The organism is Sebaldella sp. S0638 (assembly GCF_024158605.1).
Classification (GTDB): domain Bacteria; phylum Fusobacteriota; class Fusobacteriia; order Fusobacteriales; family Leptotrichiaceae; genus Sebaldella.
Genome location: NZ_JAMZGM010000037.1, coordinates 1 through 25,636, shown reverse-complemented (window position 1 = coordinate 25,636; position 25,636 = coordinate 1). Strand labels below are relative to the sequence as shown.

Below are 25,636 nucleotides of genomic sequence, written 5' to 3'. Positions count from 1 at the left end.
CAGACTTCCTCCTGAATTTATTTGGCTATTCCTATAATCTCTTCCAGATTCAGAGTATTCTCGTATATAGCTTTTCCTACTATTGCCCCGTATATATTTAAAGATTTCAGTTCGCTTATTTCTTCTTTATATGTTATTCCTCCGGAAGCTGTTATTTTTGACTTTATTTCTTTGCTTAATCTTCTATATATCTCAATATTTGTTCCGCTCATTTTTCCGTCTTTGGAAATATCAGTATAGATAATATTACCAACCCCAATGTCCGATAATGTTTTGCAGAATTCAAAAGAATCTATTGACTTTACTTCTTTCCAACCGTTTACTGCTACTTTCTGATCGTGTGCATCTACTGAAACTGCTATCTTATCTCTGTATTTATGAACCATTTCTACCAGAAATTCAGGATTTTCAATTGCTGCTGTTCCTAATATCACCCTGCTGACTCCAAGTTCCAAATACCTTTTTATTCTTTCTTCGTTCCTGATTCCACCACCGACCTGAATAAAAAAGTCGCTGTTTTCTACAAGTTTTTTTATAGTATCAAAATTCTCTGTTTTACCGCTGCTTGCCCCGTCAAGATCAACTATGTGAAGATGACTGCTGTTATTTTTCTTAAAAAATTCAAGGACTTCTTCGGGATTTTTGAAATATACCTTTACCTGATTATAGTCTCCCTGTGTTAGTCTCACTGCTTCCCCGTTTTTCAGATCTATTGCCGGAAATATTACCATTTATATCATCTCCCCAAAAGCTTTTAATATATTTAATCCTGTTTTCCCGCTCTTTTCAGGGTGGAACTGTATGCCGTAAATATTATTGCTTTTTACTATTCCGGGTATCTTTATCTCATAATCCGAACAGGCAATTACAGATTCATCACAGTTTTTGGCATAATATGAATGCACATAATATACATATTCACCCTCATTTATATATTTCAAAATCTCATCTTCCTTAAAAAATTCGAGACTATTCCAGCCCATATGCGGAATTTTCAGCTTTTTATTTTCAATATTATCTTTCATGGCAACTACATCTCCTTTTATAAGTCCAAGCCCTTTATAATCACCATATTCATGACTCCTGTCAAATAAAAGCTGCATGCCGAGACATATTCCCAATACTTTTTTTCCTTTCCCGGCTTCCTCTTTTACCACGTTTCCCAGTCCTGTCTTATTGAGAATATCTATCGCATCCCTGAAAGCTCCCACTCCGGGAAGTATCAAAGCATCTGCATTTCTTATTTCTTCTTCATTATTTGTAAATATATTTTGAAGTCCTGTATAATCAAGCGATGATTTTAACGAGAATAAATTCCCTACACCGTAATCAACTACAGCTATCATGCTAACACTCCCTTTGTAGACAATATCTCATCCTTAAATTTCTCATCGATCTCCACTGCCTGTGCCATAGCTCTTGCAAATCCTTTAAATACAGATTCTATTATGTGATGAGAATTTTCTCCGTAGAAAGTCTTTATATGTATTGTAGCTTCTATCCCTCTTGTAAAGCCAAGAAAGAATTCCTTTACCAGTTCCGTATCAAAACTTCCTACTTTTTGTGTAGGAATATCTACATCAAATTTTAAATATGAACGTCCGCATACATCTATTGCCGCCAGAGTCAAAGCCTCATCCATCGGCATGTAGAAATTCCCGTATCTCTTTATTCCCCTTATATCCCCAAGTATATCAGCAAAACATTTTCCAATTACTATTCCTATATCCTCCACAGAGTGATGATAGTCTACATCAACATCTCCGTTACAGATAACTTCCATATCAAATCTTCCGTGTTTTGCAAATAAATCAAGCATATGATTAAGAAATCCTATTTTTGTATCATTTTTATATTTTCCTGTTCCGTCCAGATTTAGTTTTACCTTTATATCTGTTTCATTGGTCTTTCTTTCTATTATTGTCTCTCTCAAGGCGATTCCTCCCAGCATTTTTCTAAATTATATTCAAAATAATTATTTTAAAATTTCTTTTATTTTTTCAGTAAATATTTCCATCTCTTTTTCAGTTCCTATAGTTATCCTTATGAAATTGTCTATTTTGGGCTTTTTGAAGTACCTTACCAGAATTCCTTCATCTTTCAGTCTTAGATACAATTCTTCCCCGGAAATTCTGTTATGACTCACAAATAGAAAGTTTGCCTTAGAGTCAGGAACAAAAAAACCATATTCCTTCAAAACTACTTTTGTTTTTTCTCTTGTTTTCACAAGTGTTTCAACTGTTTTTTTGAAATATTCCCTGTCTCTCACAGCTGCTGCACCGGCTTTTATGGACAATCTGTTAATTGTATAAGAATTAAAAGAAAACTTTACCTTATCCAGACCGTTTATAAGCTCTTTATTTCCCGCTGCAAAGCCCAGACGCATTCCGGCAAGCGCCCTTGATTTTGAAAATGTCTGGACAACCAGCAGATTATCATATTTATTTATCAGATCCAATACGGATTCTCCTCCGAAATCTATATATGCTTCATCAATTATTACTACATTATCTTTATTAGCAGCTATAATTTTTTCTATATCTCCCTTTACCAAGGCAATACTCGTAGGGGCATTGGGATTAGCCAGAATTATTCCTCCGTTTAGATTTTCATAATCATCAGTCTCTATCTCAAAACTTTCATTCAGAGGAATTGTCTCCGGATTCAGATTAAATAAGTCAGAATATACAGGATAAAAGCTGTATGTTATATTCGGATAATATATTTTATCCCCGCTGTTAAAATATGTCATAAAAGCAAAAGCCAGAATTTCGTCTGAACCATTTCCTATGAATATATTTTCTGTATCAAGATTATAGAATGAAGCAATTTCGTTTTTTAGTTCAGATACATCAGGGTCAGGATACAGCCGCAAATCTTCAAAATCATAATTTTTTATTATATCTTCCACCATTGGAGACGGTGAATAAGGAAACTCATTTGTATTCAGTTTTATATATTTTTTGTCTTTCGGCTGTTCGCCCGGAGTGTAAGGAACCAGCTCTTTTACTTTATTATTCCAGAATCTGCTCATTTTTTACCACCTTCAACTCTTATTCTTACCGACTCCGCATGTGCGCTGAGTCCTTCTTTTTCTGCAAAGCATATTACTTTGTCTTTTACTTTTTCCAGTGCTTCTTTAGTATAGTATATTACAGAAGATTTCTTTATAAAGTCATCTACAGACAGCGGCGAAGAAAACTTTGCCGTTCCGCTTGTAGGCAGTGTATGATTCGGTCCTGCAAGATAATCACCCAATGCTTCTGGAGTATTATTCCCTAAAAATATAGAACCTGCATTCTTTATTTTTCCAAGGATGGAAAACGGATCGCTTACACAAAGTTCCAAATGTTCCGGTGCTATTTCATTGCTGATTTTTACAGCATCTTCTATTGTATTTGTTATTATGATTCTTCCATTATTTTTCAATGATTCTTCTGCTGTTTCTCTTCTTGGCAGTTTTTCAAGCTGTTTTTCCAGTTCGATCCTTACCTTTTCGGCAAGGTCTTCACTTGATGTAACCAAAACACTTGCAGCAAGTTTGTCATGCTCAGCCTGTGACAGCAGATCAGCAGCCACATTTTCAGGTATGGCGTTCTCATCGGCAATTACCAGTATTTCGCTTGGCCCTGCCACCATATCTATATCTACTTCACCATAAACCATTTTCTTTGCCATAGCTACATATATGTTACCAGGGCCTGTTATTTTATATACTTTTGGAATAGTTTCAGTACCATAGCTTAAAGCTGCTATTGACTGTGCTCCCCCTATTTTAAATATTCTATCTGCTCCGGCTATTTTAGCAGCTGCAAGAATGGAATCTTCTATTTTTCCGGCTTTATTGGGCGGAGTTACAAGGATTATCTCTTCTACGCCGGCTATCTTGGCAGGTATCACATTCATTAATACTGTAGATGGATAAGATGCCGTTCCTCCGGGAATATAAATACCGGCTTTTTCTATAGGATTTATCATTTGTCCCAATAGAATTCCATCTTCTCCGTTCATAAAAAAATTATTTCTGACTTGTTTTTCATGAAATTTTCTTATATTTTCAGCAGCTGTAAGTAAAACCACTTTGAATTCTTCATCAATTCTGTTATAGGCTTCCTCTATCTCTTCGCTGCTTACCACAAGACTCTCCAGTTTTACATCAAACATCTCGCTGTATTTATAGAGGGCTTTATCTCCGTTAGCTTTTACATCTTCTATTATATCTCTTACTTTTTTGTTAATATCTTCATATTCAAACTGACTTCTGGGAAATATCTCACTCAGTTCAGTATCACTGCTGTATCTTATTGTCTTTATCATATTACCTCCCTTAGTTTTTTTTCTATATTTTTTATCTCTTCATTTTTAAATTTATAACTTGTCTTATTTGCAATAAACCTTGCGCTTATATCTTCAATATCATTTATTACTTTCAGATTATTTTCTTTCAGAGTATTTCCTGTTTCCACTATATCCACTATTACGTCTGAAAGCTCCAGAATAGGTGCCAGTTCTATGGAACCGTTTAATTTTATTATATCTGTTTCTCTGTTCAATGAAGAATAATACTTTTTGGCAGTATTTACATACTTTGTAGCTACCCTAAGCTTTCTTTCCGTATCCTCTTTATATCCTGCAAGGGCTGCAACTGATATTTTACATATTCCCAGTTTCAGATCCAAGAGTTCATAAATATCATATTCATTCTCTAAAAGTATATCTTTCCCTACCACACCTATGTCTGCGGCACCTTTCTCTACGTATATTCCTACATCTGACGGTTTCACAAGCAAGTATCGTATATTTTTCTCCTTATTCTCAAAAATAAGTTTTCTGCTGTCTTCGGTTAATTCATCACATTTGTATCCTATTTTTTCAAATAAGCTGTATGTCTTATCTCCAAGCCTTCCTTTAGGCAGCGCTATATTTAACACATTTACTCCTTTCCACTGAGCCTGTTATTTTCAAAAATATATTTTTCTTTATATTTAAAATTTGTACTGAAATCTTCCCTGTATTTTTCAGTTCTTATAGTAAGCCCTTGTTTTATATAATCTTTTACAATATTCAGCAGTTTTGCATAATCACCGTCTTTATACAATATCAGGATATCAAAATCATATTCTTTTTCCATTTTATATTTTCCTGACAGTTCATCCAGATAGATGGCAAATCCTGTTGCTCCTTTATTTTTATCATATTTCTCAACCAATTTATCATAATTCCCGCCCGATAATATTATTTTCGGGTTATTTTCTATATACCCGTGAAAGATAAGGCCATTATAATAATCAAGACTGTTTACTATGGAAAAATCCAGCAGAATCTTTCCGTTTTTTATCTTTTCAGGAAATCCCTGACTCAGTATTTTCAATTCTTCCAAAGCATTTTGCATTTTGTCGTTCATTACAAGCTTTTCGGCTTCCTCTATTACACTATTAAATTTACCTGATAAATATGGGATTTTTATTAGAATTTCCTTATATTTCGGTTCTACATTCTCTCTTGTGAGAATCCTTTTCAAATCATGTACATTTTTATGCTGGATATTCAGAAGAACCTCTTTTTCCAAAGTATAACCTAATTTCATTTCCTCGAATAATCCTGACAGATAATTGATATTTGAAATATCCAGTATAAAATTCTTATTTATCAGTTCCAGACTTTCTACTGCAAGATTAATTATTTCAAAGTCTGAGTAACCGTCTGACTCGCCAAGTATCTCCACGCCTATTTGATTCAATTCCTTATACTCCAGATCTTCTTTTGAAAGCCTGTAAATATTTTCTATGTAATACAGCTTTTCCATCTCTTTCTTCTGATCTCTGGCGAACTTTTTTACTATAGATAAAGTAACATCAGGTCTTAATGTCTGTAATTTTCCTGTAGGTGCCATAAATGTGATAATATTTTCGGTTTTTATAAAATCAGCATTTTCATTATATAAACCATAACTTTCAAATTTACTGAGCTTTATTTTTTTATAGCCGTATTGTTCATAATGCTTTCTCAGTTTCAAAATTATCTTTTCTTCTTCTTTCAGACTGTCTATAAACTTTTTCATTTTCTGCTCTCCTTTCAAATTCTTTCTAAAAAAAAATCCGGACATTTCTGCCCAGATTCTCCATCTATTCATAAACCGGCACAGACTATTTTGAATTTATAAGTTCAAAAAGAGTCTGCTCCCGATAATATTTCAGGTTCAAACTCTGCCAATATGATGATGTGCTTTTATTTTATTTATAGAATTATTATTTAAAGATATTAAAGTCATTATTTTCACTCCCGTAATTTTATAATTCATTATAGTACATTAATATTCATAAGTAAAATAGAAATAAAATATAGTTTTTATATATTATATATATTTATTATCATAACTTTATTTTTAACTGAGTTAGTATTACATCAACTAATTTATCTGAATAATTTTTATCATAATAATTAATCCTATCATAAAAAGGTCGTGTAAAAAAATCTCTCACGTCATTATCAAGATTTGACAATTTATTATACAAGTCATTTTTTTCATATATTATTGATAGCACTCCTGATTTATCTATTGGTTCTTCCCAGATTCCTAAACAATCATCTGCCCATACCACTATTTCATTTTCTAAATATTCAAAAACCGGATAAGGATCATGACCTAACCAAATCATTGGTTCATTTTCTCTTATCTCTTTTATTATTCCTTTAAAATTTCCAATTCCATCATTACAACACCCTGGAGTAATTTCATTTTTCCCTTCATAAAATATTATTCCTCCGCCTAAACTCATCCCCTTTTTACTTCTTTCAATGAAGTCTTCAAAACATCCATCCATTCCATTAGAAAAATCAATATAATTTCGGCTCAATAATTCTATTATTAAGAAGTCTGTTTCTCCTGCTGTTGCCTTTTTAGATAATGTCATTTCTTTTTCTTTAGGATAATTTATCCATTCAGGACATCTATGACCAAAATCATCCCATATCATTAATTTTACACCTTTCATATCTCCCCCTTTGATTTATTATTTTTTATGTCAATATCTGCTCTTATTATATATTTTATACTCCCAATAGCTATATTTAGAATAAAATATTAAAATTTGTAATCACTTATTCAAAAAAAGACACTTTGTTAATAAATGTCTTTTTTAATACTTTAATTCCCCTATAACTCATATTAATTTACGGATTCACAGTAATCCCGTTTTTAAAAGTCCTAGTCAGAACAAGTTGTCCGTTTACATAAGTTTCCCTTTTCATGATCAAACCATTTTTAATATAATCTATTGAAGCAGGTTTTTCATTTTTATCGTATTCTATCCATTTCCCATCTTCTACTCCATTCTTGAAGCTGTATACACTTAGTCGTTTATTAGTCTTTTTATCATAAACATAAATTTTCCCGTCAAAAACTGAATTCTTCATTGTAAGATATACTATCTGTGCATTATCTACAAACTTATAATTTCCGTTCTCTACTTCAACTGATATTCCTTTGTTGTCATCCTGTAAAAAAAGACCATTGGCTTCATAAATAAGTAAATATTCAGGTTCAGATACCTCTTTATAGCTCAAAAAATTTTCTGCATTAATACAAAAACCAAAAAATATAAACATAAGAAAAAATAATTTCTTCAAAATTTTCACTCCTTTTTTCATTTATTGCTTTATTATATCATAAATAAAATTTTTCTTAAACGTCATATATATAATATTCAATAAAATCAAAAGCTGGCCAGCCAATTAGAATAAAAAACTTTCGAAAATTTTTCCCATGAAAAAACAGGTGTGTTTTCCGGCTTATTATCTAAAAAGTAATTTTCCGGTATACTTATATCCAGATTATTATTTACATCTCTTATATATTCATCACGCAGATTGTACTTATCATATTCCATATGTCCTGATATATATATTTTATTATTGTCTTTTATTATAACAGGCTCATTGGTTTCATCCGAAAGAAGTATTTCCAGATTTGCTTTTTCCTTGATATCTTCCCTTTTTACATATGTGTACCTTGAGTGCGGTATTTTGAAATCTTCGTTTTTCAGATTTTCAAAAAGCTTTGAGCTGTTTTCGCAATTATGAGTAAATACACCAAATTTCTTACAATTATAATCATATTTTTGTATATCATGAAAATAATACAGTGCTGCCTGAGAACCCCAGCATATGAAAATAGAGGATTTTAAGTTATTAATAAATTCAAATATTTTCTTAAGCTCTTCCCAGTATGATACTTCCTCAAATTTTATTTTTTCAAGGGGCGCACCTGTTATTATGGCTGCTTCGATATCAAGTTTTTTTATTTCCTCAAATGAAACATAAAATTCATCAAGATACTCACTATCTATATTTTTGTAATTATGAGTATCAAGTTTCAGAAAAAACGGTTCTATTTCTTCTTCGGAATTCTTTGTATTAAGGAGTCTGAGTATATGGTATTCAGTTTTTACTTTGTTAGGCATTAAATTCAACACCAGAATCTTCTTTGATTTTTTTGATACATTTAGCTTTCCATCCTTTGTCTTTATATTTACCATACCTTTTAACTCCTCTATTACAGGCATATTTTTATTTAATATCAACATAAAAATCCTCCTCTCCTTTAATTATTCATAATATTTTCTTATACTGTTTATATTTTTCAATATCTCATTTACTGCATGGGTTTTATTCATTGTATAAATATGTATTCCCTTCACTCCTGACGAAAGGAGTTCTATTATCTGTTCCGTTGCATAAGCTATTCCTGCCTGATACATTGCCTCGCTGTTATCCTCATATGCATTCAGTATTTTTTCAAGCTTTTTGGGTATTTTACAATTGCATAGCGATGTTATTCTCTTTATTTGTTTCGCATTGGTCACAGGAATAATTCCCGCAGCCAAAGGTGTATTTATACCCACTTTCTCAGCTTTATCACGAAAATCAAGAAAGCTTTCATTGTCAAAAAATATTTGTGATACCAGAAAATCTACTCCTGAGTCTACTTTTTTCTTAAGATTAAATAAATCAATCAAATCATTATTTTCACGGTGAACTTCTGGATAAAACGCTCCTCCCACAGAAAATCTGTTTGTAGCCCTGATCTCTTTTACAAGATCAGAGGCATATAAAAAATCTCCTTCATGATATACATTTTCATCTTTATCTTTTGGGATATCCCCTCTTAAAGCGAGAATATTTTCAATATTATTACTTTCCAGCTCATCCAAAAAACTTTCTATTTCGCTTTTTCTGCTTCCTACACATGTAAGATGGGTCACTGTTTCTATATTCAGCTTGTTTTTTATATATGATGCTATTTCTATAGTTCCGCCTCTCGTAGTTCCGCCGGCTCCGTACGTAACACTTATAAAGTCAGGATTTTGGGTACTTAACTCATTTATTACCTCATATAATTTTTCACTTGAAAAATTTTCATTTGGAGGAAATATTTCAAACGAGAATACAGCTTTTTTATTTTTGTATATATCTTTTATTTTCATTTTTATCCTTTCAGTTATCAGATTTTATCTAAAGCTTGTTTTAAGTCACTTATAATATCGTCAATATGCTCCAGTCCCACTGATATTCTTATTATTCCCGGAGTTATGTTACACGCTTTCAGTTCATCTTCAGTAAGCTGGCTGTGCGTGGTACTGGCCGGGTGTATTATCAGAGACTTAGCATCTGCTACATTTGCCAGATGAGAAAACAGTTCCAGCGAATCAATAAACTTTTTCCCAGCTTCCAGACCTCCTGTCAGCTCAAAGGTAAATATAGATCCGCCACCCTTTGGAAGATACTTTTCCTGTAATTTCTTATATGGGCTGCTGCTTAAACCGGGATAATTTACTATTTTCACCTTGGGATGTTTTTCCAGATATTCCGCTGTTTTCAAAGCATTCTCCACATGTCTGTCTATTCTTAATGAAAGTGTCTCTATCCCTTGTAAAATCAGGAAAGAATTAAACGGGCTAAGGCATGCGCCTGTATCTCTCAGCAGTTTCACTCTCAGTTTTGCTATATAAGCCGCCTCTCCCAGATCTGAATACTTCAGATTATGATATCCGGGATCTGGCTCGTTAAAATTTTCAAATCTTTCATTCTTCCAGTCGAACTTTCCTGAATCTACCACAAGTCCCGCAATAGTCGTACCGTGTCCTCCAAGAAATTTTGTTGCAGAATACACAGTTATATCCGCCCCATGTTCAAACGGTCTGCATAAATACGGAGAAAATGTATTATCTATTATCAGAGGCAGACCATATTTATGAGCTATTTCTGCTATTTTCTCTATATCAGTAATATCTGCATTGGGATTTCCTATACTTTCTATGAATACTGCCCTTGATTTTTCATTTATCAATTTTTCTATTTCTTCCGGCTTTCCGGGATCAAAGAACTTCGTTGTTATTCCAAAATCTTTTATTGTATTTGCCAAAAGGTTATATGTTCCGCCATAAAGGTTTTTTGAAGATATTATCTCATCACCTGATACTGCCAGATTTAATATTGCATATGTTACAGCAGCACTGCCTGAACTCACAGCTACTGCGCCGATTCCGCCGTCAAGGGCTGTTATTCTTTTTTCCAGAACATCTGTAGTAGGATTCATCATTCTGCTGTATATATTTCCTTCTTCTTTTAATGAAAATAGATTTGCCGCATGTTCCACACTGTTGAATACATAAGATGTAGTCTGATATATTGGTACTGCCCTTGCATTCGTTGATTTATCCGCCTCTTCCTGACCAGCATGAAGCTGTAATGTTTCAAATTTGTATTCTGACATTATTGTCACCATCCTTTATATTATATCTTTTATTATTAATTATATTACACTCTTATATGATTTTCATTAGCTCAAAAAAAAAATTCCGAACACAGCCGTGTCCGGAAAAATCTATCTATGGGCACAGCTCTTTTATTCAAAACTTGAAAAAGAGTCTGTGCTTTTTATATTTTATAAAAAGGTCAAACTCTATACCGCATATACATCATCATATTGTCATTTAAATATTTATATTTAATCATGTCTATTCCGCCTTTATTTATTTTATAATTTAGTTTAGTACATTTTCATTCATATGTAAAATTCATTTTTCTTATTTCTTCCATATACAAAATATATTTATTATGTTAATAAAAAAATGTCACCTAGAAAAGAACATCCCTACTTTTCTAAATGACACTGTTTTACACTCCCTCTCGAGTGTGAGTACATATGCTAGACAAAATTACAATAATTCTTCATAATTAGAATTCATGCACTCTAAATCATTATAATTATACACTCTTTTTTTTTTATTTTCAAATATTAATTTCTGATCGTTATAATAAGGAATTACTTATTAAAGAATTAATTTTAAAAATTCTTCTTATGAAATGACTGTTCACAAAATTATATTTCAGCATCCATTCCAAGCAATGACAAATACATTATCAAAGTTCCTGTCTCTATATCATACTCAGAAGTAAATTCTTTTTTATTATGGCTGACACCATCCTTACTGGGTACAAATATCATTGCCGCCGGCTTATCTTCGGGCATACACATGGCATCATGACCTGCACCGCTTGATAATTCCATGAATGAAATATCTTTTTCAATACATACCGTTTCAATAATTTTTCTTATTTCTTTATTAAGCATATATGGTTTTTTCTCAAGTACATGAAAAAATTCTATTTTTGTATCATTATATTTTTCAGAAAATTTCTTTATATCTGTAATAAAGGAATCTATATTTTCTCTGTTTAAATCTCTTATTTCTACAAAAAGTTCTGCATATTCGGGAATAACATTATAGCATGCCGGCGAAACCTGAATATCTCCAATTGTAAAAACAAAAGGATGAGGATATTTCTCACAAAGACTGTACATATATGTTATTACTTCACCCATGGTTTTCACTGCATCTTTACGTGATTCCATAGATGTAGTACCGCCGTGGTTTGATTCCCCGTTTATTTTTATTCTGTATCTTTCTATTCCTACAATACCATTTACTATTCCTATTGTTTTATTACTTTTATTCAGCTGGTCACCCTGTTCTATATGAAGTTCCAGATAAGCACCTATTTTATTATCTTCCCATTTGGAATCCCGTATATTTTTCATTGTAAGACCCAGCTCGGGAAGCTCTTCCAGATTGTTTTCCTTTTCTATATCACCTGTACCAAATATCGCAATACTTCCAAAAGTACCGCCGAGTCTGAGACCCTCTTCCGCATTAAAAGCAACTATTCTCAAAGGATGTCTCATTTTTATATTCTCTTCTTCCAAAATTTCTATACATTCAAAAGCACAAACTACACCAAGAGCACCGTCGTATAAGCCGCCGTTTCTCACTGTATCCAGATGTGAACCGATTATTATATAAGGCAGGTCGGAATCAGTTCCCGGCCTTTCGCCTATTACATTCCCTACATCATCTATCCATGCTTTAAGTCCTGATTTTTTTAACTTATTCAGAAATAATTCCGCAGCTTCAAAATATTCTCTGCTAAATTCTATTCTGTTATATCCCTCTTCTGTCTTTCCCATATCGCCGATTTCATAAAGATTGGACATAAGACGTTTCATATTTATTTTCATATCTGATTTTCTTCTCTTTCAAACATTTCTTCATATATTTCAAAATTTTCATCATCAAGGCAAACAAAAATTACTTCTTTTATACTAGTCTCCAAAGTCTGTATAAAATATTTTTTTACTTCATCAAAAGCAATTCTTCCCGCAGTTTCTTTAGGAAAACCGTAAGCACCTGTACTTATATTGGAAAATGCAATACTCTGCAGATTTTTTTCAGCAGCAAGTATCAGTGAATTTCTGTAACATGCTCTTAGCTTTTCATCCTCTTTATTCTTACCGTAATTCCAAACAGGACCCACAGTATGAATAACGAATTTAGCCGGGAGTCTTCCTCCGGTTGTTATTACTGCCTCACCTACAGGACAGCTTCCCTGCCTGTTTACTATCTTTCTGCATTCATCTAAAATCAAAGGACCGCCGGCTCTGTGTATAGCTCCGTCCACTCCCCCGCCGCCGAGCAGGCTGCTGTTTGCCGCATTTACGATAACATCTGCTTCTACTTTGGTAATATCGCCTTTTTCACATCTTAATTCAGTATTTTTTATCCTCATATTTTATACCTCTTTTATATATGATTTTTATAACAATTTTATCTGTAGTGCATAAACCGTTTAATTACAAGGTATTTTGAACTATAAGCAAAACTGCTGTAATATATACAAATAAATTATAGTATATTTTACATATTATTTGAAGTATTATTTGCCTGATACTATTATAATAGTATATGCAATTTTTTATTTTTTCATTTAAATAAGTTGTCTAATTAGGAAAAATAATAAAAAGAGGAAATTCCAGAATAGTTTAATTAACAATTTCTTCAAAAAATTTATATTAAAATATAAACTTCCTTTAGCTGCATTTAGTAAAAACAGCATGCTGTATCCTGTCAATAATATTCTTATTCAAAAAAGGCAATCCGAAATTTACTGCGGAATGCCTTTTGTTTTATATTTAATGTGCTGCTTTGACCACTCTTTCCGGTCGTTTTGCAAGAAGTATAATTGGTATAAGCACCAGTATTAGCGCTCCGCTGACTACCATTATGTCATTTACTCCCATTAATGCTGATTGATTATCTATTATATGATTCAAAGAAGCTATTTTTGATGTTACTGTTCCCGAAGCTGTATTCAGATATGAAATAAGGCTCGGATTTGAACTGTTTACTCCTGTTACAAGAACTTCCCTGTGCTGTGAAATTCTGTGATCCCAGTAACTTATTGATAAAGATGTTCCAAAACTCGTTCCTATATTTCTCATAAAATTAAACAGTCCCGAGGCTGAAGCCATATCTGTATCTTTTATATCGCTCAGAGTTATTGTGTTCAGCGGTACAAAGAAAAATCCCAGAGCCGCACCGCTCATAAATCTTGTTAATGCTATATATGAAGGAGTTACATCCGGTGACATCCTTGACATACCTATCGATACTACTGAATAAAGTACAAAGCCGAAGATAATCACCTTTCTGGAATCAAACCTGTGCAGCTGACTTCCCAGAACAGGTGCTATAAATAACACCAAAATACCCGAGGTCGCTGTGGTGGTTCCGCTTTTGAATGCAGTGTACCCCATGTAGTTTTGCAGCCATAAAGGCAAGACTATGTTTACTGAAAAAAACGCTATGGTGGCTAAAGTCAGGGTCACTGCCCCTATGAGAAAGTTCCTGTTCAGGAACAAGCGGACATTTACTACGGGATTGTCATGATACCATTCCCAGATTATCAGTATCACAATACTCATAAAGGAACACACTGCCAATATTCTTATATAATTATTTGAAAACCAGTCAAGGTCATTTCCCTTGTCCAGTAATACCTGAAGACATCCTACGCCTAATGTAAGCAGTAATAATCCTACTATATCCACAGGAAGATTTTCAGTTTTCTCTGTATAGCCTCTTTTTTTAAAAATAGTATATACTAAAAAACTTGAAATAATACCAATTGGTAGGTTTATGTAAAAACACCATCTCCATGATATATTATCTGTTATAAATCCGCCAATAACCGGACCCAGAACCGGTGCCACTATTACTGTTATCGACCATATTCCCATTGCCATTCCTCTTTTTTCTTTTGGATAAAGAGTCATCATAAGAGTTTGTGAAAGAGGTATCATACTTGCACCCACTACACCCTGTAGCACACGTGCGAAAAGCAGAAAACTAAACGAAAAACTCATACCGCACAGCATACTTGCCACGGTAAATAATAGTGTCCCCCATATGTACTGCCTTACTACTCCTATTCTCTTGGTCATCCATCCCACAAGCGGAAGAAATATAGCTTCTGATACTGCATATGACGTAATTATCCATGTTCCCTGATTCGGAGAAACAGCAAAGTCACCGGCTATATGTGTAAGTGTGACATTTACTATGGTAGAATCCAGTACATTCATAAAAGAGCCTATGGCCAGTGCCAATGTAGCCAATATTAATGAAAAATTCATGATTTTCTCCTATCTTCTACCCAGGTTTGCGTCTATAATCTCGCTTATTTTATGATTTATGGCACTTTCATCTATAGTGTAAAGGTTCGTTTTTTGCTCCTTTATATTATTTACATTTGGATTTTCGACTACTTCCTTGGTATCTACATCTATTATCATACTGCTTCCCAAAGAAACAGCCCCGTTTTCTTTTATGCTGTCCTTATCTATATCTATCCTTACAGGAATTCTCTGTACTATTTTTATCCAGTTACCAGTGGCATTCTGTGCAGGAAGTATGGAAAATGCATTTCCTGTTCCTGCTGATATTCCTGTTACATAACCTGTATATTTTTTTCCATTTACATCGCTCTTTAGCTCTACTTTATTTCCTATTTTAATATTTTTCAGCTGATTTTCCTTCATATTTCCGTCTACCCATATATCATTCAGATCTATAAGTGTAAGAAGTTCCTGATTAGCAGATACTTTCTGCCCTATATAAACGGATTTCTTTGCTACAACTCCGGAAATAGGTGCATAAATCTTTGTTCTCTCCAGATTTACATATGCTTCTTTATAACTGACTATTGCTGCTTTTACTTCAGGATGAGTATATATGCTGCTTGATATAGCCTGTATTCTGGCATTGTCCTGTTCTTTCAATGCTTTATTCAGTGAAGTCTGCGCCTGATCCAGATTATTTGCAGTGGCATCATATGTTTCCTTGCTTATAAGTCCTTGTTTATATGCGGCATTATCTCTTTTATAATCTGCCTGTGCTTTCTGCAGTGAGCTTCTTAATGATTTTATTACATCTGAATATTGATCTGCACTTGAATTAAGACTGTAATATGTTTTTACTGCTTTTGCAAGATTAGCTTCTGCTTTTTCAAAATTTATTTTATAATCGGTGTCATCTATTACTGCAAGGAGGTCTCCCTCTTTTACCGTCTGAGTATCTTTTATATATAATTCGGTTATTCTTCCGTCAACCTGAGAAGTTACAGTATTTTGAAAACCATTCACATAGGCATCATCTGTTCCCTGAATCCATCTTCCCGCTGTAAACCATTTTACTCCGAATATTATTCCAATTATCGCTATAACAATAACAAATACGCCAATTCGCACAAGTGCTTTTTTTCTGTTTGATTGTTTTTCCTCTGTTTTATTATTTTCTTTTTCTATTGTTTCTTCTTTTTTTCATTTTCATCACTAGTTTTCGAAACACCCTTTTCTTTAGCATTTGGTGCTTTCAAATCAGGTATTTTCTTATTTTTCTGTTCTGACATAAACTTATACCTCCGAAATATTTTTTATTCAACTCCGTAAGAACCGCCCAGAGAATTTATAAGGTCAATCTGCTGTGAGTATAGACTGTAATGCTTCTGTTTATTGTCAAGAACACTGACAAGCCAGTTATATTTTGATACAGTATAATCGTACTTAGCTATTTTGCCAAGTTTCAGCCTCTGCCCGTCTCTATCCAAAAGTTCACCCTGTGACTTTAGATTAGCATCATCATATTTAATTGTATTCCAGTTTGTTTTTACTTTAAGAAGATTATTATTTACATCTTCATATGCATTCAGCACAGATTTATTGTATTGTTCTATAAATATATTCAGATCTGTACCTGCTATTTTATAATTGCTTTTTATTTTTCCTGAATCAAGAATTGGCAGATATATACTTGCTCCGATCATTCCCAGAAATGATCCTGATTTCAGAAGATTATTAAATCCTATTGACTGTAATCCTGCCTGTCCCGTTATACTGAACTGCGGGTAAAAATCAGCTTTCAGCGCATTCAGCTTTGCTTCCTGACTGTTTATTATCATTAAATAATACTCTACATCAGGTCTGTTTCTTATTATATCTGAGGAAACAGTATCAGGTATCTTTAAATTGTTATATAGAGAAAAATTAGGTTTATTTTTTACCTGTGCCAGCAGAGATTTTATTTTGTCAGGAGCTGTAAGTCCTGTAATCAGATTTAGATTGTTTTCTGTGAGCTGTTGATTCAGGGAATTAATTTTTATAAGTGACTGTGTTGTTCTTAATTCCTGCTGTATTTCGATAAGTGATTCTTTTATACCCTTGCCTATGGAAATTCTGTCTTTTTCCAAAGATTCCAGCTCTTTTAATGTACTCTCTCTTTGAGAAAGATTTTTTTCTTCCTCAATAAGATAAATATAATACCCATAGAGCTTTGTTACCTGATTAGAGATGCTAAGCTCCACCCATTTTGAATTCAATGTCTGAGCGATTGCTGTATATTGAGCCTCTCTTGTTAATGAACCGAATTTATTGTACAAATCAACCGTATAACTGCTTTGGAGCGTTATATTTCCAAAATTAAAAATAGAACCTCCATACGGCGGCGGTGTTAATCCGTGTTCACTTGTTCTTTCTCTCTGAAAATCAGAATTCAGATCAACATATGGTGCATTCTGTGACTTAGCCAGATAAATATTCTCGGCAGCTTTTTGTATATTCAGTCTTGCTATTTTCAGATCCTTGTTTGATTCCAGTGAAATACTCACTAATACATTTAATACAGGATCATTATACATCTTCCACCAGTTATCTGACAAAAATTTTAAAGTCATATCGTCATTTTTACTGTTATCTTTCGGAAATGGTATAGACGGAATATTATCTATGCCGTTTCTTGAGATTTTGGGGACTTCTACACAACCAGCCAGAGTCAGTGCCATAATCAATATTGCTGCTTTCTTTAAACTCATCCCACTCTCCTTCTTAAACTTTTGTTTTAAAAGTATATAAAAACTATTTTGAACATCTGTTCTTATTTTACCACAAAAATAATTTTTTTACAGTTTTTTTCGGCATATTTCGTTTCATAAAAAAGACATATTTTTAAAGAAAAATGCTATTTCATTTGTATTTACAAAACTATTAACTAATAAATTGATTATTTTAATAATCCTGCCTATTTCAATATAAAACTGTAAATCTTCTGCTATAACGAATACTGCACATTACTTTGTAAGAAAAAGTAATATTTATTTTGTTTTAAAAACTATTATTTTTATTATCTAAATATTTGAAAATAATTGCTTTACTTTTTAAAGAATGGTATAATAACGTAAATTTAACAGTATTCTGTTAAGTTGTCTGAATTTTTAGAAAATAGGAGGAAGTGTAAATACTATGATTAATAAAGAAGTAATATCATATAACACAAAAGAGTTTTTAAGTAATCTAAAAAGCTTTTTTGATAAATATTTCGGCGATGATGCTGAAAAGAAAATAGATTTAATGGAATATCTGCCTGAGGATAAATGGCTGGAAATAAAAAAGCAAGGATTGCTTACACCTTTTCTCCCTGTGGAATACGGCGGAAGAACCCCTAATCAAAAAGAACTGCAGGAAGTATTAAGACTAGCCGGACATTACGGTGTTCCCCTTACATTAAGAACTGGTATTGAAGGTGCTTTAGTTATACAGCCCCTTACTAAATATGCTAAAAAAGATCTTATTGAAAAAGTTCTGCCCCTTATTTTTAACGGCGAAGGCGGAGGTCTTGCAATTACTGAACCTGACAGTTCAGGATCAGCTATAGCTAAAGAAATGCTCTCTTATTATGAATTTCTTGAAAACGGAAATATCTACATAAAAGCAAAAAAATACTGGCAGGGAAATTCACAGAGTGATTTTCTTCTTGTTGCTGCAAAAGAGAAAAAAGGCGAAAAAATGGAAAAAAGCATAAATCTTCTGTTTGTCCCTAGAGAAAATATAAAATTCACTCCTGTTAAGTCAGAAGGATTAAAAGCAGTTAGATATGCTGTTAATGAAATTGAAGGTGAAATTCCTGCGGAAAACCTTATTATACTATCAGAAGTTCCAAGAAAAAATCTTCGTGAATTTCAGGATTTATTTATAAGAAGCCGTCTTCAGTTAGTTGGAATGACTCATGGAATTATTGAAAATATTCATAACAATGTTACTAAATATATCAGAAGCAAAATTGATTTTATCATGCATGAGCTTCATGAAATAGACAGCAGAAAAGCTGTTTCAAAAGTTCTTTATGATTTTGTATGTAAAAGTGTATCACCTGATAAACCTGTTAATGACAAACTTATGGAGGCAAATATAGTAAAAGCCGTTGCTTCAGAATATGCCTACGAAGCTGCCAGAATCGCACAGAAACTACTAGGTGCCAAAGGCTATGAATCAGGTCATCCTATTAGCAATATTGCTCTTGATATCAGACCTTTTACTATATTTGAAGGGCCTAATGATATGTTATTTGCAGAGATATTTGACCAGTTCTCTAAAGCAAGTGTCGAAGAAAAAAATAACGGTGTCACTCTGAACAAAGGAATGACTATATATGAAAGATTTATAAGTGACAGCAGATTTGTATTCGAGAATGGAAAAGAAAGTCTGAAAGCTGTTTCGGAAAATATTTATAATTTTATAAATATGTATAAATTAAGTGATATCAATCCTGTAACAAAAGTCTTTGCCGGAAAAATACTGTCTAAGCTGTTTGTTCTGGGAAGACTTCATAACGATGAACATACTGAAAGATTTTTGATAAGAGAAATAAATAAGGATATCCTGGATTTCAGCTATTAATTCTCAGCTGTCCTGATATCCCAAAATAAAAATAAGGAGCTGCTTTTACAGAAAACTCCTTATTTTTTTATATTAAGTGTACCGCAATTAAAATTAAAACCAAAGGAATACTCACTACTAATGCTACAATAATTTCCCATATTTCTAACTTGTTTCCTTTTCCCGATTTTTTCTTTAAAAAGGTAAAAAGAAAAGTAAATATAAACCACACTACCAGTATCGATACAATCAGCTTTCCAGACATTAATATCACCATCCTCGGTTAATTTGACAATTTGGTGTTACTTATTTTCTGTATTTATAATTTTTACAATAAATTCCAGTTTTAACAATATAGTACACCTGTCTTTCTACTGTATAATTATACCACGATTTTCCAAAATATTATTAGTATTTTTTTGAATAATATCTTTTTTTTCTTGTTTATTCCAATAACTTTTTTATTTTATATTACTGTTTTCTTCCTCGTTTTTCATCCTTAGCTTAGTGGGAGATAAACCATATTTTAAAATAAAAAGATTATAAAATGTCTGATAATTTTCTATTCCGATTTTTGAAAATATTTCTTTTATATTAAGTGAGGTATTCAGCAAAAGTTCTTTTGCTGTTTCCAACCGTAAATTCCTTATATATTCTTTTGAACTCATCCCGTAATATTCCTTGAATTTTATTTTAAAATTTGTCTCCGAAATAGAAACTTTTCCAGCAAGATTTTTTATTGTAAGTTTTTCACCTATATTATTTATTATATAATCACTGATATATTCCATTTTATTGCCGTTATAGCTGACTCCCAGAAAGTGGCTGCTTATATGCATAAGTCCTTCAAGAGTTTTGGAAACTATAAATATTTTCTGTAGTTTCTGCGGATATTCATCGTAGTTTATTACCCTTTCAAAAGGTGTCGATTCATATTCTTTCAGTGAAAAAATCTTATATTTCCCCTCTTCTATATTAAAATCACATTCAAAGTAAAGGTTAAAAAATTCTTTTTTCAAATATATCATTAACAGATTAGCAGCATCAAGTTTTATTATATTCTTTATTATACCTGTTTTTGAAATAAATACAGTATTTTTGGACAGCAATATCTTTTTTTCATTTACTAATTCTATACAGATTCTTCCGCTTCTACAGTAAAAAAACACGAGTCCTTCATTATCCAAACCATGTTCAAGCCTTGGAAAACGTATTCTTGAATTTAGCCGTTCATTATTTGCTTGAATGATCAATATAATATTGCTGTTAAAATTTATGACTTTTTTGATATTTTTTAGTTTTTGTACTGACATTATGTATTCTTCCTTCATACTACCCTTCCTTTCCAATTTACTATATATAGATATTATACCAAAACTCAATCTCTTTATATATATTATTCCGGTTTATTTTTCAAGAAAAAGACATTGATGCTACATTTTATTTTTATATACAATTTATCTGTAATATGTTATAATAATTTATGGGAAGAGGTGATGAATATGTTTGAAAAATCTCTGGAAAAAGCTAAAAAGTTTACTCTATTAGATTATTCATTGTTAAAAATAGTTCTTGTACTATTTGGTATTATCATCGGTACACTTGCAAGCGGTTTCTTTGAAAGCATACTTTTGCTTTTGATAGTACTGTTCGTAATTCTATATGCAATACTAATGTTCAGATATTTAAAAAAATAACACAGATATATAAAAATCTGCCTCACGGGGCAGATTTTATTTTGAATATATTTATTTTTTTACTATAAATCCTATAAATTTTAAAGATTCAGTTCCTGTATTTCTCATCCCGTGCGACTCTCCGCTTTTGGTATATATAACATCACCTTTCTCTATAGGCACTTCAGTTCCGTTATCTATGATAATCCCGCTACCTTCCAGTATATAATAAATTTCTTCTTCGCCTTCATGCATATGGCATCCTATTTCTCCAGCCGGTTCCAATTCATTTACATAAAATCCCTGAAGATTATTATCCAGCTCATGTGAGTCCAGATATCTGTTATTTATTATTATTCCTTTACCGCCTCTCGGCTTTTCAGAAACTATCTTCTCAGTATTTCCTGATTTTATAACCATTTTATTACTCCTTGTCATCAGATAATTTTTTTAGTTTTTGTAAGATTTCTTCCTCAGTAATTACTTTTATTCCGTTCAGTTTCAGCAAAGAAGCCGTAACACCATCACCGTCTACTATTTTCTTTGAGAATGTCCCGTCATATATCTGGCTGCATCCGCATGACGGACTTCTGGCCTTTAGTATTGCTGTGGTAATTCTATTTTCTTTAGCCACCTTCAAGGCTTTTCCCGCACCAATAATAAATGCTTCTGTTACATCTTTTCCTGAGATGGTTTTTATTGTGAGCTTCTCTTGGTAAGTGAGAATTTCCGCTGCTTCTCTGGGAGTTTTCAGTCCGCCCATTACTTCAGGGCAAACCAGTACCGCATCACCTTTCAGATACAGCTCCCTGAGCTTTTTCACTACATTCGATTCACCTTTATAGTTACATTTCTTTCCTACCAGACAAGCAGAAATCAAATACTTCATAATATAACTCTCCCTAAATTTATGTGTACACTGCTAATAATTAGATAAAAACAAATATAGAAAAAATCCCGTTAAATAAAAATAACAGACCTGTTGCTATACTTACTGTTCTGTATTCCCTGAAAAGGCCTTTTATATTTAAACCTGACACATATGCCAGAAAGCATAAATCAAATATCAAATAACACATGCTGAAAATAATAAAAAAGTTTTTTACCTGAAAATAAGATTCTCCTGCTGCCCCTAACAATATAAACGGAGGTGCAGTCAATGGGATTAATTTACTCAAAAAGATATAAACAAATGAAAATATTTCTATAATCAGTATTAATTTTACTGCTATTTCTTTATTTTTCAAATATCTTGAAGTCAGATAACTATATCCTGCCAGAATCTTATAAAAATTAAATATAATCAAAAATATAATATAAATAGTATCAATCATAACTCTACTCTCTTAAAAAATTATATATTATAAAATATACCACATCTTGGCGTATTTTTCTACTATTATAATAAAACATTGAATAAATCCTTTAAATATGGTATAGTAACATAACATTCACACAAAACTGGAGGGATTTTTTATGGAACCGGACCCCGGAACTTTAAAATACAAAATAATTCTTATTCTCATTTTAACACTTATAAACGCCTTTTTTTCAGCTGCTGAAATGGCAGTTGTTTCCGCTAACAAAAATAAAATAAAAATATTAGTCGATAACGGCAATAAAAAAGCCGCTTTATTATATGATCTGTTACAGGAACCGAGTAATTTTCTTTCTGCTATACAGATAGGAATTACATTTGCAGGATTCTTTGCAAGTGCTCTTGCTGCTACAGGACTTACCGACGGATTGAACAATCTGCTTGTAAATCTGAATATACCTAACAGCTATGATATCTCACTATTTATAATAACTTTGCTGTTATCATACCTGACACTGGTATTCGGGGAACTTGTGCCTAAACGCGTCGCCCTTACCAATCCTGAGTCTATTGCATTGTTTTCTATAGTGCCGATTACTTATATCTCAAAGTTTTTTTATGTCTTTATTAAGATTTTATCTTGGTCTACTGCTTTTGTACTGAAAATATTCAGATTTGACAGCAGTATTATCAATGATAATATGTCAAAGGAAGAGATAAAAGCAATAATCGACTCTACTAATGACGACAGTATTATTAACAAGGATATGCTGAGCAGTTTCTTTACCTTTGATGATAAAACAGCAAAAGAAGTAATGACACCAAGAACCGATGCATTTATAATTAATGCTGATACACCTGTTAATGTTATACTTGAAAGCATTATTGAAGAAAAATACTCCAGAATACCCGTATATGAAAATGATATTGACAATATTTTGGGAATACTTTATATAAAAGATCTTATTATCGAAGCTTACAAAAGCGGATTTGATAATATTAACATAAGAAAACTGCTTCACAAAGCTTACTTTATTCCTGATACCAAAAATATAAACGAACTGTTCCATGAGCTGAAAGCCAAGAAAAAACATATGGCTGTACTTATAGATGAATACGGCGGTTTTTCGGGAATAATTACAATTGAAGATCTTATTGAAGAAATAATGGGCGATATAGATGATGAATATGACGAGTACGATCCTGACATTCTGAAAACCGGAGAAAATACTTATGTACTAAAAGGTTCTACTCCTATTAACGAGATTAATGATACCCTGAAACTAAAGATTCCTACTGATTCAGATACTATAAGCGGATTTCTTATATCTCTTTTAGGCTATTTTCCTGAGGAAACCGAGGATCTTGTGCTAAATTATCAGAATCTGGAATTCAGAATTACTTCCATTAAAGAAAAAAGAATTATTGAGACTTTGCTTACTGTAAAAAGAGGTGATGCAGATGAACAGTGAAATTGAAAAACTGAAAAATGTAGTCAATAACAGCAATAATATAGTTTTTTTCGGCGGTGCCGGTGTTTCTACAGAAAGTGGAATTCCTGATTTCAGGAGTGCTGACGGCTTGTATCAGAATAATCCTGAAACTATATTGTCACATAGCTTTTTCATTGAAAATCCTGATATCTTTTTTGAATTTTATAAAAAGAATCTTATTTTTACCAGTGCAAAGCCTAATACAGCACACAATGTACTCGCCCAAATGGAAAAAGACAAAAAATTAAAAGGTATTATTACCCAAAATATAGATGCTCTTCATCAAAAAGCCGGCAGCGAAAATGTATTTGAACTTCATGGAAGCATAGCAAAAAATCATTGTATGAAATGCGGAAAATTCTACTCTCTTGATGATTTTCTAAAAATTGAAACCATGGTTCCTTTATGCAGCTGTGGCGGTATTATAAAACCTGATGTGGTTTTATATGAAGAAGAACTGGATTATGACGTCATTAACGGTGCGGTAAATCTGCTGAAAAAAGCCGATGTCCTTATCGTAGGAGGTACTTCACTTATGGTTAATCCTGCTGCTTCACTTATTAATTATTTCGACGGGAGTTATCTGGCACTGATTAATATGACTCCTACTCCCTATGATTCAAGAGCTGATATTATCATAAGAGAAAAAATCGGAGAAACCTTCTCCAAAATCTACTAAATTATACATCTTAAGGAGTAAAATGAAACTTACTATCAAAATTTTTAGTTCAATAATAATTTTATACAGCTTATTTCTTTTTATTATAGGAATAAGAAATTTAGGACCGTTTTTACTGGCTGCAGCAGCAATGCTGCTTCTTTTTTCAGTTTATACCAATAATACCGCATTAAAGAGCATAATTTACATTTTCTTTATTTTATATATTACTTTTATTTTATTTTTTGCATTTATTTTATATAAAAATGTAAAATATGAAAATCTGTCAGGTGCTGAAAAATCCGATTTTATTGTAGTTCTCGGAAGCGGTTTGAAGTATGGAACCCATCTGTCACCTGAAGGAAAAAAAAGATCAGACAAAGCCATTGAATATCTGAAAAAATATCCGCACCTAAATGTATTTCTTACAGGCGGACAGGGAATTGATGAGAAAATTCCGGAATCTATAGCAATGAAAGAATATTTCCTGGAAAACGGAATTGATGAAAGCAGAATATTTCTTGAAGATAAATCCAGAAGTACCAATGAAAATATAAAATTCTATATTGATACACTAAAAGATAAAAATATAGAATACCGTAATATTCTTCTTGTTACCAGTGACTTTCACATGCCGCGTGCTGGAATTATAGCAAAACATTATAATCTCACAGTTTACCCTCTTTGCTCCAAAACTAGAAATATAAGTTTTATCCCAAATATTATGCGGGAAGAATTAGCTTACATAAAAACATATTTTTTTGATCTGAAATAAATATTTATAAATTATAAGAAGGTACTGTGAATATGAGCCTGTGATAAAAAGTCTGTAAATAAAAAAATCTTTTTATGATAAACTAAAAACAGGAGGACTTTATTATGAAA

At 32.3% G+C, this 25,636-nt stretch carries 27 protein-coding genes; 5 read left to right on the top strand and 22 right to left on the bottom strand.

What is annotated here, in order from left to right:
• Nucleotides 1-17 precede the first annotated feature (17 nt).
• From hisA to NK213_RS11075, 17 genes are all read right to left on the bottom strand, one after another.
• Nucleotides 18-731, bottom strand: coding sequence for a 1-(5-phosphoribosyl)-5-[(5-phosphoribosylamino)methylideneamino]imidazole-4-carboxamide isomerase (hisA, locus tag NK213_RS11155; protein ID WP_253349141.1), 714 nt, complete (start codon nucleotides 729-731; stop codon nucleotides 18-20).
• Nucleotides 732-1,346 (bottom strand): imidazole glycerol phosphate synthase subunit HisH, encoded by a 615-nt coding sequence (gene hisH, locus NK213_RS11150; protein WP_253349139.1) that lies wholly within the window; start codon nucleotides 1,344-1,346, stop codon nucleotides 732-734.
• Nucleotides 1,343-1,933, bottom strand: coding sequence for an imidazoleglycerol-phosphate dehydratase HisB (gene hisB, locus NK213_RS11145; protein WP_253349114.1), 591 nt, complete (start codon nucleotides 1,931-1,933; stop codon nucleotides 1,343-1,345). Before hisB ends, hisH begins: the two co-directional genes overlap by 4 nt.
• Before the next feature lie 42 nt (nucleotides 1,934-1,975).
• Nucleotides 1,976-3,034, bottom strand: coding sequence for a histidinol-phosphate transaminase (gene hisC, locus NK213_RS11140; protein WP_253349112.1), 1,059 nt, complete (start codon nucleotides 3,032-3,034; stop codon nucleotides 1,976-1,978).
• The gene (gene hisD / locus NK213_RS11135; RefSeq protein ID WP_253349110.1) at nucleotides 3,031-4,317 is read right to left on the bottom strand and encodes a histidinol dehydrogenase; all 1,287 of its coding nucleotides are present in this window, start codon (nucleotides 4,315-4,317) and stop codon (nucleotides 3,031-3,033) included. The genes hisC and hisD overlap by 4 nt, the downstream gene beginning before the upstream one ends.
• The gene (hisG, locus tag NK213_RS11130) at nucleotides 4,314-4,931 is read right to left on the bottom strand and encodes an ATP phosphoribosyltransferase (protein WP_253349108.1); all 618 of its coding nucleotides are present in this window, start codon (nucleotides 4,929-4,931) and stop codon (nucleotides 4,314-4,316) included. The genes hisD and hisG overlap by 4 nt, the downstream gene beginning before the upstream one ends.
• Before the next feature lie 2 nt (nucleotides 4,932-4,933).
• Nucleotides 4,934-6,061, bottom strand: a complete 1,128-nt coding sequence (locus NK213_RS11125; protein WP_253349106.1) for an ATP phosphoribosyltransferase regulatory subunit — start codon at nucleotides 6,059-6,061, stop codon at nucleotides 4,934-4,936.
• A 310-nt stretch (nucleotides 6,062-6,371) separates the two neighbouring features.
• Nucleotides 6,372-6,995, bottom strand: coding sequence for a hypothetical protein (locus tag NK213_RS11120; protein WP_253349104.1), 624 nt, complete (start codon nucleotides 6,993-6,995; stop codon nucleotides 6,372-6,374).
• Nucleotides 6,996-7,173: 178 nt separating this feature from the next.
• On the bottom strand, nucleotides 7,174-7,629 hold the full coding sequence (locus NK213_RS11115) for a hypothetical protein (RefSeq protein WP_253349102.1): 456 nt from the start codon (nucleotides 7,627-7,629) through the stop codon (nucleotides 7,174-7,176).
• 86 nt (nucleotides 7,630-7,715) lie between these two features.
• A complete protein-coding gene (locus NK213_RS11110) occupies nucleotides 7,716-8,585 on the bottom strand; it encodes a homoserine O-succinyltransferase (protein ID WP_253349100.1) in 870 nt (289 codons plus the stop codon).
• A gap of 21 nt (nucleotides 8,586-8,606) precedes the next feature.
• On the bottom strand, nucleotides 8,607-9,485 hold the full coding sequence (gene metF / locus NK213_RS11105) for a methylenetetrahydrofolate reductase [NAD(P)H] (RefSeq protein WP_253349098.1): 879 nt from the start codon (nucleotides 9,483-9,485) through the stop codon (nucleotides 8,607-8,609).
• A 17-nt stretch (nucleotides 9,486-9,502) separates the two neighbouring features.
• Nucleotides 9,503-10,774 (bottom strand): O-acetylhomoserine aminocarboxypropyltransferase/cysteine synthase family protein, encoded by a 1,272-nt coding sequence (locus NK213_RS11100; RefSeq protein WP_253349096.1) that lies wholly within the window; start codon nucleotides 10,772-10,774, stop codon nucleotides 9,503-9,505.
• A gap of 609 nt (nucleotides 10,775-11,383) precedes the next feature.
• Nucleotides 11,384-12,580 carry a hydantoinase/carbamoylase family amidase gene (locus tag NK213_RS11095; protein ID WP_253349094.1) on the bottom strand — a complete coding sequence of 399 codons (1,197 nt, stop codon included), beginning with the start codon at nucleotides 12,578-12,580 and terminating at the stop codon, nucleotides 11,384-11,386.
• The gene (locus NK213_RS11090) at nucleotides 12,577-13,128 is read right to left on the bottom strand and encodes an O-acetyl-ADP-ribose deacetylase (RefSeq protein WP_253349092.1); all 552 of its coding nucleotides are present in this window, start codon (nucleotides 13,126-13,128) and stop codon (nucleotides 12,577-12,579) included. The genes NK213_RS11095 and NK213_RS11090 overlap by 4 nt, the downstream gene beginning before the upstream one ends.
• Before the next feature lie 403 nt (nucleotides 13,129-13,531).
• Entirely contained in the window at nucleotides 13,532-15,034 is a 1,503-nt protein-coding gene (locus tag NK213_RS11085) for a DHA2 family efflux MFS transporter permease subunit (protein ID WP_253349090.1), read from the bottom strand.
• 9 nt (nucleotides 15,035-15,043) lie between these two features.
• Nucleotides 15,044-16,147 carry an efflux RND transporter periplasmic adaptor subunit gene (locus NK213_RS11080; protein ID WP_253349088.1) on the bottom strand — a complete coding sequence of 368 codons (1,104 nt, stop codon included), beginning with the start codon at nucleotides 16,145-16,147 and terminating at the stop codon, nucleotides 15,044-15,046.
• Between the two features lie 185 nt (nucleotides 16,148-16,332).
• Complete coding sequence (locus NK213_RS11075) at nucleotides 16,333-17,766, bottom strand: TolC family protein (protein ID WP_253349086.1); 1,434 nt, start codon at nucleotides 17,764-17,766, stop codon at nucleotides 16,333-16,335.
• A gap of 427 nt (nucleotides 17,767-18,193) precedes the next feature.
• Here NK213_RS11075 and NK213_RS11070 point away from each other — a divergent pair, with 427 nt between their 5' ends.
• The gene (locus NK213_RS11070; RefSeq protein ID WP_253349084.1) at nucleotides 18,194-19,627 is read left to right on the top strand and encodes an acyl-CoA dehydrogenase family protein; all 1,434 of its coding nucleotides are present in this window, start codon (nucleotides 18,194-18,196) and stop codon (nucleotides 19,625-19,627) included.
• A 67-nt stretch (nucleotides 19,628-19,694) separates the two neighbouring features.
• On the opposite strand, the gene NK213_RS11065 is transcribed toward NK213_RS11070, so the two are convergent.
• Both NK213_RS11065 and NK213_RS11060 read right to left on the bottom strand, forming a co-directional pair.
• A complete protein-coding gene (locus NK213_RS11065; protein WP_253349082.1) occupies nucleotides 19,695-19,871 on the bottom strand; it encodes a hypothetical protein in 177 nt (58 codons plus the stop codon).
• A gap of 196 nt (nucleotides 19,872-20,067) precedes the next feature.
• Nucleotides 20,068-20,937: a helix-turn-helix transcriptional regulator gene (locus NK213_RS11060; protein WP_253349080.1), complete on the bottom strand. Its 870-nt coding sequence runs from the start codon at nucleotides 20,935-20,937 to the stop codon at nucleotides 20,068-20,070.
• 171 nt (nucleotides 20,938-21,108) lie between these two features.
• Between NK213_RS11060 and NK213_RS11055 the strand changes: the two genes are divergently transcribed.
• Nucleotides 21,109-21,303 (top strand): hypothetical protein, encoded by a 195-nt coding sequence (locus NK213_RS11055; protein WP_253349078.1) that lies wholly within the window; start codon nucleotides 21,109-21,111, stop codon nucleotides 21,301-21,303.
• A 51-nt stretch (nucleotides 21,304-21,354) separates the two neighbouring features.
• Here NK213_RS11055 and NK213_RS11050 read toward each other — a convergent pair whose 3' ends face one another.
• The 3 genes from NK213_RS11050 to NK213_RS11040 are packed head-to-tail and all read right to left on the bottom strand — an operon-like array spanning nucleotide 21,355 to nucleotide 22,616.
• Nucleotides 21,355-21,702: a cupin domain-containing protein gene (locus NK213_RS11050; protein ID WP_253349076.1), complete on the bottom strand. Its 348-nt coding sequence runs from the start codon at nucleotides 21,700-21,702 to the stop codon at nucleotides 21,355-21,357.
• A gap of 4 nt (nucleotides 21,703-21,706) precedes the next feature.
• Nucleotides 21,707-22,171, bottom strand: a complete 465-nt coding sequence (locus tag NK213_RS11045; protein WP_253349075.1) for a DUF523 domain-containing protein — start codon at nucleotides 22,169-22,171, stop codon at nucleotides 21,707-21,709.
• A gap of 40 nt (nucleotides 22,172-22,211) precedes the next feature.
• Nucleotides 22,212-22,616: a hypothetical protein gene (locus NK213_RS11040; protein WP_253349073.1), complete on the bottom strand. Its 405-nt coding sequence runs from the start codon at nucleotides 22,614-22,616 to the stop codon at nucleotides 22,212-22,214.
• Between the two features lie 142 nt (nucleotides 22,617-22,758).
• On the opposite strand from NK213_RS11040, the gene NK213_RS11035 reads away from it, so the two are divergent.
• From NK213_RS11035 to NK213_RS11025, 3 genes are read left to right on the top strand one after another with little or no spacing between them, the layout of a single operon-like run.
• Complete coding sequence (locus tag NK213_RS11035; protein ID WP_253349072.1) at nucleotides 22,759-24,072, top strand: hemolysin family protein; 1,314 nt, start codon at nucleotides 22,759-22,761, stop codon at nucleotides 24,070-24,072.
• Nucleotides 24,062-24,772 (top strand): NAD-dependent protein deacylase, encoded by a 711-nt coding sequence (locus NK213_RS11030; RefSeq protein ID WP_253349070.1) that lies wholly within the window; start codon nucleotides 24,062-24,064, stop codon nucleotides 24,770-24,772. Before NK213_RS11035 ends, NK213_RS11030 begins: the two co-directional genes overlap by 11 nt.
• Nucleotides 24,773-24,794: 22 nt before the next feature.
• Nucleotides 24,795-25,526: a YdcF family protein gene (locus tag NK213_RS11025; RefSeq protein WP_253349067.1), complete on the top strand. Its 732-nt coding sequence runs from the start codon at nucleotides 24,795-24,797 to the stop codon at nucleotides 25,524-25,526.
• Nucleotides 25,527-25,636: the final 110 nt, after the last annotated feature.